Source organism: Pseudoalteromonas sp. L1 (assembly GCF_021728095.1).
Classification (GTDB): domain Bacteria; phylum Pseudomonadota; class Gammaproteobacteria; order Enterobacterales; family Alteromonadaceae; genus Pseudoalteromonas.
On record NZ_JAKKCT010000001.1, the window covers coordinates 1 to 12275 of the forward strand.

The window sequence follows — 12275 nt, forward strand, 5'->3', positions numbered from 1 at the left end:
TGCGGACATTAGGCACTTTACTAGCAATGGCTATCGCAATAGCATCGTTTGCATCTGTTTTTTGACCTTGTCTAAATGCTTTAACAAATAAAGGGTCAAGCAACATGACTTTATGACCAAAGGATTGTGCAGTACGTGCAAAATATTGAGCGCTTGCGCATGCTTCCATAGCAACAACTGACGGTTTTGTTTTAACTAATAACTCAAGCAATGCTTTGCGGTTGGTTTGTTTATTAAATTTAAGTTTATTACCTTGAAACTGCGCGACTTGAAAAATATTTTTTGCTAAATCAATAGCAATTAAATTAGACTGTGTCATGTATGGGCTCCTTAATTGGTAAAAGATTTTCTGCAATTTCTTTATACCGCACTCTCCCGTTTATGGGGAGGAGTCCATACATCTGCTACAAGATGGCGTAGTCACGATTTTATATCGCGTTTCGGGATTTGAATGCTCGTGGGGTAAACCCGCAGCTACGGGGCGTAGCTGCGATTTTATAGCGCGTTTAATAGGATTATTAAAAACGCTAAAGTTAGATTATAGCTGCCAGTTTAATGACATAGCATAACCGCGTGGTGCACCGTAGTAACCTTGCTCCCAGAACAAGCTGTGAAGGTATTTCTCATTGGTTACGTTGTTGATATTAAAGTTAACACTCACATTATCATTAATGTCATAGGTTGCCATCAGGTTTAGTAAGCCATAGGCATCTTGTTTTGTAACCGGTACCACACCTGAAGGTTGTGTCGGTTGCACACGTTGCGTGTCATCCTGCCATTGGTAATTTAAACCAAAAGTTAGGCCATCTATTTGAGGTACTTTCTGGGTTAAAGCAAGTTTAACTTGATTCTCTGGTGTGTAATCTTTTACTAATTCATCACCATCGATATTTACGTTACTATAGCTAAAGCTAGCACTAAGCGTGTCGTTGAGTCGGCCACTCATTTCTATTTCAAAACCGTCACTATTGATGCCATCTGCACCATAGTAGCGTGTGTCATCTGGTTGAGAACCAGGAACAGCGATAGCTAGGCCTTCTTGCTTAGCATCGAAATACGCAAAGGTGACGAATAAGTTGTCATCAAGTAATTGTGCTTTCAAGCCGATTTCGCTGCTTTTACCTGTGATTGGATCTAGGTAATCTCCGTTAATATCACGCTCTGTTTGTGGTACAAAAGTTTCTGTGTAGCTTGCATATGTAGAGAAACGTTCGTTAATGTCATACACTACACCGTAATAAGGTACAGTTTGATCACTGTCTTTATCTTTCGCTTTTCCATATGACTCGCCCTCAGTTTCCCAGTTTACATGGCTAACACCCGCTAAGAAACTCAGTGAGTCTGTGGCACGAATTCGTGTAGAAATATAAGCAGAACGCTGACGGCTTGTAATATCAGCACCTGTTAAACCATCATCAAATGTCGGTGTGGGTGCTGTGCCATCCCAACCACCTAGTTCAGGCATGCGAGGGAAGCCATTTTCATTATCATAAAGAGACATATCATCGTTATCCATATCCGCTTGATTTACACCAAACGATAGGTCGTGCTCCATGCCAAATAAATTAAACTTACCTGTTGCATAGATATCTAAAATATCGTGCTTATCTTTATGGTCATACTCGCTTGCGTAACCAATTAAGCCTAAACCTGTTTCTCTATCAGGTGTTTTATAGACATAAAAAAGCTCTGAATCTTGCTCATTTTCTAAGTGCGCATAGCTTGCTTTTAAGAACCAAGTATTCGTAATTGCTTGTTCAATTGATAAGAACAACTGCTCTGTTGTGTTGTTCCAGTAAGACCAGTCAGATGCTGTACTGGTTGATTCATCAAAATTAGTTGCCGAGCCATCGCTATAATAAAGAGGGAGTGCCCCCCATAATGGGCTATCTGCATCTTTTTTCTGGTTAACGTAGTTAGCCGTTACTACCGTGCTATCCGTTAACTGGCCTTCGTAAGCAAGGTAGTAAATTGTTTTATCTTGCTCATAGCGGTCAAGATAAGACTCTGCTTTATGTTTGGTAAATACAGCACGCACAGCGTGATTTTCATTTAGTGCAGTTGATGCATCAAGCTCTAAGCGTTTGCTATCCCAAGAGCCGTACGATACAGATGCATTGACTTGTGTTTGATAAGTTGGGCGTTTTAAAACCATATTAACAGTTGCAGATGGGTTACCAGCACCTGTCATTAAACCATTGGCGCCGCGGACAATTTCAACGCTATCGAAAATTGAAGTATCTAAAGTTCCCTGGATAGAGCCGTTGTCTTGTGGCATACCCATGCCGTTAACCTGAAAGTTTGTTATCTCAAAACCACGTGCTTTAAAGTAGGTACGGTCAGTTTCAATTTGCTCAACAGTGACACCTGGTGTACTTTCAAGGACTGAGTTCAGATCATCAAGTGAAAAGTCATTCATTAATGCACGAGATACAACAGAGATAGACTGGGGAGTTTCTTTTATTGTTAGCCCAAGTTTTGTTGCAGATTGCGCTTCTTCAGTGATGTAGTTTTTATGGTGCTGACCATAAACAGCTATTTTTTCAATAGGTTGTTCTTTTTCTTGTGCAGCGAAAGCGTGACCACTTAATAGTGCTGAAGTCACTAAGCTCAATTGTGAAAGGCGCAAAAATTTAGTTGATGACATGCAAATTCCCAAATAGTTCAATTCAGATTGTAAATTAATGCGTAATGTAATCTAAATGAAAATGGTTTGCAATTAGGTTTGTCGGTGTTGGCTTAAAATAAACAAAAAAAGCGGCCGAAGCCGCTTCAGGAAGTAAAACTGATTAGGGATTAAAAAACGTATTTTGCAGAGAACTGCAAACGATCCATATCGCCATCTGTGCCACTTTCTAGTTCACGCTCAGCATGTTTATATTCAACACCAAACGTAAGCTTTTTAACAGGTGAGTATAAGATATTTGCACTATAGCTTTGACTCGTTTCTGTAGGGTCGCCAGAGATTGCAAATAAGTCACTATTATTGTCAGCAGAGAAGAATGAATAAAGGAATGTTGAACGCCATTGGCTATTCCAATGTTGCTGATAGGCAATAAAGCCTGATGTTGAATCAATGGCATCAAGATCATCACCATCAAGCACGGCACCATGAGCAACATTTAACCCCACGTAGCGACCTAAGCCTGAACCCTGTGTAAGCATAAATTTAAGGTTGTTTTGACCAAAGTTTACTTTACCAGACGCGCTAATACCAAATGAAGACTCATCGGCATCAATACCATTCTTTTTATAGGTTAATTGGCGTGCAAGACCTGTCACAACTAACTCACCCCAGTCCGCTTTGTGAGTATAACGGGCTGTAAAATCAGGCATTGCGGCATCATCGGTTGCTACGCGAGCACCACCTTGAGTGGTAATGGTACTTTCAGGGTTTTCGATTGAAAAAGACCAACTACCCGTTGTGTACCTTGCCTGAGCTTGGCGAGCAAACACAGTACCTTCTGCTGGGCCAACAAAATCAAGGGTTTCTGGAAGAGCTCCTACGTTTTGGAAGTTCGACCATGCTTGACCGAATAACCAACCGTCATACGTGACATAGGCTTGTCGGATACGTGGTGCATATGAATTAGTAACGCGCTCATTACCACCTGGTGCAGATGCTAAAAAGTCGATCTCAATTTTTGTATTTATCGTTTTTCCGTTATCTAATTTGGTTGCGGTACCAAAGTTGAAGCGAGATTGGCGAGCATGCATATCAAAGACAGCATCATTGTCTGTATCAGGTCCAACAGGAGTCGTACTTGGCACGTAAAAATCGCGACCAACGCTTGAACCATCAGGGATACCTGATGAGTAATCACTCCACATTGCATCGAGTTTTACATAACCGCCATAGGTGATATCAGTATTACCTATGGTGGCTGCGTGTGCTGTGCCTGTCAGCGCACAAAGTACTGCTGATGCAGTTAATGTCTTCAGGGCTGTTACTTTTGTTGTTGTCATAATGTGTATTCCTGTCAAAGCTACTTGTATGTTGTTGTATCACTGTTGTTTAAGAAGTGATTTCTCTCAATTATCTATTGGTCTATTAGACTAAGGTGGTACTAATACTAAGTGAGCAACAAAGTTTGTTTAAATTAAGGTAGTTAGTCAGATGTATTAGTACATTGGACTTGATTATAGAAGGTGATTACGAAGTTTTTTGTTTATTGGTGAGATATACAACTAAGGTCTAATATTTTAAGTCGCTTTGCTGAGTGATCCTTGAAGTAAGCCTTTGGCAAGTAATTAACATGGAGACGACAACAATGTCACAAAGTATCTATCCAGTTCCAGCGCATATCAAGAATGCAGCACTCGTTGATAACGATAAATATAATACACTGTATAAGCAATCTATTGATGACCCAGAAGGATTCTGGCGAGAGCACGGTAAACGTCTTGATTGGTCGACCCCTTATAATAAAGTGAAGAACACGTCATTTGATAAAGGTCACATTAATATTCGTTGGTATGAAGACGGACAATTGAACGCCTCTTATAACTGTATCGACCGTCACCTTGCTAAAAATGCAAACAAAACAGCCCTAATTTGGGAAGGTGATAACCCTGAACAAAGCGAAAACATTAGCTATCAAAAGCTGCATGATGAAGTAGCAAAACTCGCCAATGGCCTTAAAAAGTTAGGTGTTTCTAAAGGTGATCGCGTCGCGATTTATATGCCAATGACTCCACAAGCTATTTATGCAATGCAAGCATGTGCGCGTATTGGTGCCATTCACTCTGTTGTATTTGGTGGTTTCTCTCCGTCAGCAATAGCTGATCGAATTAACGACTCAGGCGCTAAGGTTGTAATTACATCTGATGAAGGTCGTCGCGCAGGTAATTGTGTACCACTTAAAGCAAACGTTGATGAAGCTGTATCGCAAGATTCGGTAACCAGTGTTGAGCATGTCATCGTGCATCAATTAACAGGTGGCGACGTTGAGTGGAATAGCCATGATGTTTGGTGGCATGACCTAGTAGCGGATTTACCACCAGAGTGTGAACCTGAGCCAATGAATGCAGAAGATCCACTTTTCATTCTTTACACTTCAGGTTCAACGGGTCAACCTAAAGGGGTTGTTCATACCACAGGCGGTTACCTTGTGTATGCATCAATGACCCACGAGTACGTATTTGACTTAAAAGAAGATGATATCTTTTGGTGTAGTGCCGATGTGGGCTGGATCACAGGTCATAGCTACATTGCATATGGTCCATTAGTTAACGGTTGCACACAGGTTGTTTTTGAAGGTGTGCCGACTTACCCAACAGCGGGCCGTATGGGTGAAGTAATTGATAAACACAATGTTACTATTCTATACACTGCACCAACGGCTATTCGTGCTCTGATGGCGAAAGGCGACGAGCCAACGGCCACATCAAAACGTACCAGTTTACGTATTATGGGATCTGTTGGTGAGCCAATTAACCCTGAAGCGTGGGCGTGGTACTACGAGCATATTGGTAATGAAAATTGCCCAATCGTAGATACGTGGTGGCAGACCGAAACTGGCGGTATTATGATCACACCATTACCGGGTGCAACAGATATGAAGCCAGGTTCGGCGACGCGTCCATTCTTTGGAATTGCTCCTGCATTGTATGATGCCGAAGGTAATACGCTTGAAGGTGCAGTTGATGGTAACTTAGTTATTTTAGATAGCTGGCCTTCACAAGCGCGAACAGTTTATGGCGATCATGAACGTTTTGAGCAAACTTATTTCTCAGCATACCCAGGTGTGTATTTTACAGGTGATGGTTGTCGTCGAGACGAAGATGGTTACTACTGGATCACTGGTCGTGTTGATGACGTGCTTAACGTATCAGGCCACCGTCTAGGTACAGCTGAAATCGAAAGTGCATTAGTTGCTCACGAAGCAGTTGCCGAAGCGGCTGTTGTTGGCTATCCACATGACATCAAAGGTCAGGGTATTTACGTGTATATTACACCAAATGAAGGCGTGACTGTCAGTGATGAGTTAACAGCAGAGGTGCGTAACTGGGTTCGTAAAGAACTAAGCCCAATTGCATCACCAGATATGATCCAATGGTCGCCAGGCCTACCGAAAACACGTTCTGGTAAAATCATGCGTCGAATTCTACGTAAAATCGCGGCAAATGAGCATCAACAATTAGGTGATACTTCAACATTGGCCGATCCGAGTGTGGTTGATGAGTTAATCGAGAACAGATTAAATCGTTAAAAATGCGTTAAAAACTTGATTAGAAGTTGATTCTAAACGTAGTATATCGGCTGTCACTTAGAAATAGGTGTCAGCCGAATTTATTAGGAGTGAACCATGAGTCAGTTTTTAATAGCGGACGATCATCCGTTATTTCGTGAAGCGCTGAAAGGGGCATTGAGTGCTAAGTTCGCTGATTTAGAAGTGTTTGAATCGGAAAACTTTGATACCACATTGCAAGTGCTTAGCGAACAAGAAGATCTTGATATTCTACTGCTAGACCTTCACATGCCAGGTAATGGCGATTTATACGGCCTTATTCGTATTCGCGAAGACTATCCAAGCTTACCCATAGCTGTGGTATCAGGTAGTGAAGACATTAATATTGTTTCTAAAGTGATGGGATATGGTGCGATGGGGTTTATACCTAAATCATCGTCATCAGATGACATTGCAATAGCTATTAACCATATTCTTGAAGGGGATGTATGGTTACCCACAGAGCTTAAAGATAAAGTCGCCGCGGTTGATGGCGAAGACAAAGAAATAGCCGCTCAGGTGGCATCGTTAACGCCACAACAATATAAAGTGTTGCAGTACTTACACGAAGGCTTATTAAACAAACAAATCGCTTATGAATTACATATTTCTGAGGCCACGGTAAAAGCACATATCACCGCTATTTTCAGAAAACTTGGTGTATATAACCGTACTCAAGCGGTCCTTATTGCCTCAAAACTTCAACTTGATCCTATTGAGTCGAACTCGTAATTAGATAATAAAAATAATAAAGAGGCGGTTAGCCTCTTCATTAAAATAACTTAAGCAAATACCACGGTGCGATTACCGTTAATAAACAGTTTGTGCTCAGAGGCTAACTGTAAGGCTTTGCAAAAAACAGTTTTTTCTACATCTTTCCCCATTTTTGCCATCATTTCTGCGGTATCAGCATGACTAACATGGGTTATATCTTGCAAAATAATTGGCCCTTCATCGAGTTCATTATTAACAAAGTGAGCTGTTGCACCAATGATTTTTACGCCACGCTCAAAAGCCTGATGATAGGGTTTTGCACCGATAAATGCCGGTAAAAATGAGTGGTGGATATTGATTATTTTCCCTTCAAAGCGAGCGACAAACTCAGGGCTTAAAATTCGCATATATTTAGCAAGGCCAATAATATCAGGTTGGTAGCTGGCAATTAGGTCACCCACTTGCTGATCGTGCTCTGCACGGCTCAACCCTTCATGAGAAACAACATGAAATGGTACATCAAAACCGGCTGCCAAAGGGGCTAAGTCTGGATAGTTTGCGATAACGGCCAATACTTCAATATTCAAAGCTTTTTCAAATTGTTTGAGTAAAACACCACCCAAACAATGTGCTTCTTTAGTGGCAAGCAGTACAACTTTGGTTTTCTCGCTGCTATGCAGTGCAAGCTCAGCACCATCTGGAAGTAAGGTTGCAAGGCTAGGTAAAAAGTTATCTGACACAGTGCCACTTAACTCAGTACGCATAAAAAAGCGCTTGGCGTCTTTATCAACAAACTCATTATTACGTGTGATGTTTAAATTATGCTCATGACAAAGGCCTGTGATTTTGGCAATTAAGCCAACATCATCATCGCATTGCGTGGTTAAAATCGTGTTCATAGTCCTCATTCTAATCCCGTTTGTGTGGCCTTTATTATTTGCTAATTTTTAAGTGCTGCATAGCGCAATTTTAACTATCTAATAATTAATTTAAGAAAAGCCGAACTCTCTTTGCTGTATTACAAAGTGTAATGATTATTGGTTATTTGTGGAAAAGTGAAGTAGTTATTTTATAAGTGTGATTTTTTGTCCATAATTTTTATTAAATACGTAGCTTTGCACATCTTTCTATACGTTTTTTAACGGTTTGGTAAGTAACTGTAAATCAAGGTAATAGTTTGTAAAATATGAAATTTTCCTGATTTTTTCTAGTCCAAAGGGAGCATTAAAATAATAAGGAAAAACTTCATGAAAAGCACTTTGCTTAAAACAATAATGGCCTCTAGTCTCATCTGTGTACTTACTGCATGCTCAAGTGACGATAGTAGTGGCAGTGATAGTGGTTATGTACAACTTTATAATGGCTCATATAACAGCCCTTATACTCGCTTATTTGTAGATGATACCGAGCGATCGGGGACTAATTTTGGAGATGTATCAACCCGTCATAATTACAGCTCTGGTGAATATGAGTTGAGCTTTGAATATATTGATGCGAATGATAGTTACATCACAATTAATGAAGACACGATTAATATTAAAAATGACTATACTCAGTTAGTTGTTATGAATGGTGATTTTGCAGAGCCAACTTTTACTGAACTGAGTATTCCAACATCTGCCGATGAAGACGACTTTAATCTCGGCTTTTTCAATATTGTGGGTGAAGATAATTTATACGATGTTTATATTGCAACGGACGATGGTCTATTCGATACAGCTGAGCTCATTAGTACCTCGCCATATCTTACAGTACCGGAACTTTCGACCCTAGAGGAGGGCTACTACACACTTTATGTTACCTTGAGTGGCAGTACAGATGTCATTTTTGCCTCGCCTACAGTGTATTTTAATGATGAAGCCAGCTATGTTGCGATGATACGCCCAAGTTATGCGACTGAAGAGGATGGTATAACCCTTGATGTTGTAACAGCAAGTAACTCTGTTACTCAGCTTAATCACCAAGACGCCGAAGGTCAGCTGCGTTTTATAAATACAATTGATGACTACCCACAAACACAATTTAAGATAACGCGCGGAACAACAACCAACAACACAGAGGTTGTTGCAAGTGATCAGTATTCAAACTACATCAATATGTCACCTAATAGCTACAGTGTCGCTATGCTAGATGAGGCCGGAGATAAAATCGTTGATAACTTTTTACTGACTCTGGAACGCGAGCAAAGTGCTGTGGGCGTATTTTATAAAGATAAAGAGTACGGCCCGCGTATGATGACACTTGAAGAGAACTTAACTCCAAGTAGTTACAGCCATGCTGTGACAGTCGTGAATTTGATTGACAGTTACGCAGGGCAGAATATCGATGAGGTTGACGTGTATTTCACGCTCAATGGGGAAACAGTTGAAGGCACGAGTAATGTTATTGATGGTATCGATCAATATGATCAAGAAGAACAAGTCGTAGATAATGAGATTTACACCACCTATGTTGTATTTGAAGATAATGGGCAACAAATTGTTTTACTCCAACAAAGTGATATGGATTTTACCAAAGAAGGCAATTACATTTTGATTATAGAGCATGATGATGCCGCAGATTCAGGCTTTAAAATGACATTAGAGCGAACTGTCACCGAACAATCTTAACAGGTTTGACGCAGTACCTTCGTTGCTTTACTCACGGCAAATGTTTATTGTATAAATAATTAGAGCGTTTGCTTTATGGAAACAAGGATGATGTATGGATGAAGGTATTGCGTTAATAGTGTTACTGGTTGCAGTAATTCTGTTTGGATCAGTGGCGGGTATTGTTGCCCTGTTTCAGCTTTCAAATTTAAGAAAAGAAGTGATAGCGTTAAGGAAGACGATCACGTCAAAGTCGTATCAGCCGCATCTTGCTGATGAAGCTAAAGTATCAGCTCATGTTGAATCGCAATTAAGAGAGCATGCACAGCCTTCACCCACTAACACAGAGCCCGATTCAACCAATCTTGAACAGCCTAAAGTTGATTCTCATAATGTTAAACTCAGCGTTTCAAAACAGCCCAAGCCAGATTATCTTTCGCCAATTATTGCTCAATTTAAAGCCAATTGGTTAACTTGGGTAGGAGCTATAGCGCTGGCGTTTGGTGGGATTTTCCTTGCCCGTTATTCACTTGAAGCAGGTTTATTATCAGAGTCTATGCGGGTTATTTTAGGGGCCGTGTTTGGTGTAAGTTTAATTACAGTCGCCGAGGTGTTGCATCGAAAAGGGATTGTTTTTGAAGGGTTTAGTAACTATATACCTGCGGCACTTGCTAGTGGCGGCTTTATAAGCTGTTTTGCTTTAACTTTACTTGCTTATTCACATTACGGGTTATTACAGCCTTTACCTGCTTTTGGTATTTTGACCTTTGTATCTCTGGCTGCCAGTTGGATGGCATTAAGGTTTGGCCCACTGCTCGCAGTTATTGGCATAATTGGCGCCTATAGTGTACCGGTATGGGTAAGTACAGGAAGTAACGACTTTATTGCCTTACTGACCTATGTTGGTTTTGTTACTGTATCAGCCTCTTTAGTGGCTCATTATGTGAAACGCCATTGGTTATGGTATTTGCTATGGGCTGGCCACTTAGGTTGGTTTTGGTTAGCGGCTGTCACTGCATCAAGCCAATTTTTATGGTTTATTAATCTGTATGCAGCTTTGAGTATTCTACTATTGATTGCGATACCGCGTTTAGGGTTAAAGCTCAGGCAGGTAGAGCACCGCCCTTATCGCTTTACAAAAATGCTAGGGCAACTGCCAGATACTCCCTTACTGCTGGCAATTATGTCCCCTGTGCTTTTATTAATGAGCACTACCAATGCATTGCTTGTCTGGCAGCTTAGCACTTTGTTATTTGTTGTTTTATTACTATTTTTGATTTTAAAAAATAGTGTATGGGATAACTGGCTACTACTCGCTTTGGCATGTGTTGTAATGCTATTGATTGCACAAAATAACACCGTTGATTTTTCAGAGCAGCTTTTTGTCTTTAGGCAAAACTACGGGGCAGGGCTGTTTTTCAGTGCGTTGTTTTTAAGTTATGGGTGGTACTTTTCAAGCAAGTATCCAAAACGTTTAGGGTTTACATTAATAGCTTCACTATCAACCTTTGTAATTGTAGCAAGTTTATATTTAATTACCCCAGACCATGCTTTAATGAGCGCTTATCCGTTATGGTGTGTTGTGTTGTTAGCGGTCAGTGCGCTGTTATTTAAACTCTCAGTAAATAATAACCATCCTTTACAGGTATTCTGCTACTGGCTTGGTGCTAATGCTAATATTAGTTTAGCGCTAACTATGCTACTTGAAGGAAGTAGTTTAACTCTCGCATTAACGGTGCAAGTGTTATTGATTAGTTTTTATGTGAACAAGCACAGCATCACAATGCCAAGTTGGCCATTAAAAGCATTAGTTGCAGGTTTACTCGCGCGCTTGAGCGTAGCCCCTTGGTTAGTGGATTATAATGACACAAACCTGTTTGGTGTTCACTGGAGTCTCATTGTTTACCCTGTCAGTGCATGTTTGTTTTACTGGGCCGCAAGGTTTTGGCATCAACAGCCTCTTCGAGTATGGTTAGAAGGCGCCACTTTACATTGTATCGCTTTGTTTATAACGACTGAAACAAGTTATCAATTAGTGGGACGTTATCCTGATTTTGATAATTTATCGGTGTATGAACACATTCTACTTGCCTGTAACTGGGGCGTGTTAGGCTGTGTGTATTTATTGCGTTCGAGGTTTACTCAACATTTGGTAAGGCTTTATCAGGCTAGTGCGATTGTACTTTTAACACTAGCTGGTTTATTCGCATTAAAACTACTCACTGCGTTGAATCCTTTCTTTGAGCCTATAGACATAGGTCAGTGGCCAATTATTAACTGGTTATTACTGCTCTGGTTTGTGCCTGCATTAATAACCTTATGGGTTGCAAAGTTAATAAAGCCTATTAATACTAAATTGGTTAAGCCATTAATTTGCCTCGCAGGTGCTTTTCTTGCTCTTTATATTAATGCTGAAATACGTCACAGCTGGCAAGGTGAGCTTATTAATTTAGCGCAGTCGACCTCAGATGCCGAACTATACACATATTCGTTAATATGGTTATTGATAGGTGCATTAGTGGTGATTGCGGGGCACTTGCGCTCTATAGTTGATCTGCAAAAGCTTGGGCTAGGTTTACTGGTTTTAGTGGTGTTGAAGGTGTTCTTGATTGACATGGCAAATCTAACGGGGCTGCTAAGAGCGGTGTCATTTATTGGCTTAGGTATTTCATTGGTTGCACTAAGTTGGCTGTTTCAAAAATTTAAGGCAAAGCCACATGCTTTGCCTTAAATAGAGAGTAGG

The 12275-nt window shown here is 40.6% G+C and carries 8 protein-coding genes; 4 read left to right on the forward strand and 4 right to left on the reverse strand.

Annotated elements, in window-relative coordinates; all coding sequences use genetic code 11:
- From L3V38_RS00005 to L3V38_RS00015, 3 genes are all read right to left on the reverse strand, one after another.
- A partial coding sequence (locus L3V38_RS00005) for a transposase (protein ID WP_346729893.1) occupies positions 1 to 319 on the reverse strand: 319 nt, incomplete at its 3' end.
- Positions 320 to 538: 219 nt separating this feature from the next.
- Complete coding sequence (locus tag L3V38_RS00010; RefSeq protein WP_237117998.1) at positions 539 to 2647, reverse strand: TonB-dependent siderophore receptor; 2109 nt, start codon at positions 2645 to 2647, stop codon at positions 539 to 541.
- 149 nt (positions 2648 to 2796) lie between these two features.
- Positions 2797 to 3966: a DcaP family trimeric outer membrane transporter gene (locus tag L3V38_RS00015; protein ID WP_130149547.1), complete on the reverse strand. Its 1170-nt coding sequence runs from the start codon at positions 3964 to 3966 to the stop codon at positions 2797 to 2799.
- Between the two features lie 305 nt (positions 3967 to 4271).
- On the opposite strand from L3V38_RS00015, the gene acs reads away from it, so the two are divergent.
- The gene (acs, locus tag L3V38_RS00020; RefSeq protein WP_130149548.1) at positions 4272 to 6212 is read left to right on the forward strand and encodes an acetate--CoA ligase; all 1941 of its coding nucleotides are present in this window, start codon (positions 4272 to 4274) and stop codon (positions 6210 to 6212) included.
- A gap of 96 nt (positions 6213 to 6308) precedes the next feature.
- Positions 6309 to 6962 (forward strand): response regulator transcription factor, encoded by a 654-nt coding sequence (locus L3V38_RS00025; protein ID WP_130149549.1) that lies wholly within the window; start codon positions 6309 to 6311, stop codon positions 6960 to 6962.
- A 50-nt stretch (positions 6963 to 7012) separates the two neighbouring features.
- Here the strand turns inward: L3V38_RS00025 and purU are convergent, their stop codons facing one another.
- Entirely contained in the window at positions 7013 to 7843 is an 831-nt protein-coding gene (gene purU, locus L3V38_RS00030) for a formyltetrahydrofolate deformylase (protein WP_062568809.1), read from the reverse strand.
- Positions 7844 to 8191: 348 nt separating this feature from the next.
- Here purU and L3V38_RS00035 point away from each other — a divergent pair, with 348 nt between their 5' ends.
- A complete protein-coding gene (locus tag L3V38_RS00035) occupies positions 8192 to 9553 on the forward strand; it encodes a hypothetical protein (protein WP_237117999.1) in 1362 nt (453 codons plus the stop codon).
- A 94-nt stretch (positions 9554 to 9647) separates the two neighbouring features.
- Positions 9648 to 12263, forward strand: a complete 2616-nt coding sequence (locus L3V38_RS00040) for a DUF2339 domain-containing protein (RefSeq protein ID WP_237118000.1) — start codon at positions 9648 to 9650, stop codon at positions 12261 to 12263.
- The last annotated feature ends 12 nt before the right edge of the window (positions 12264 to 12275 follow it).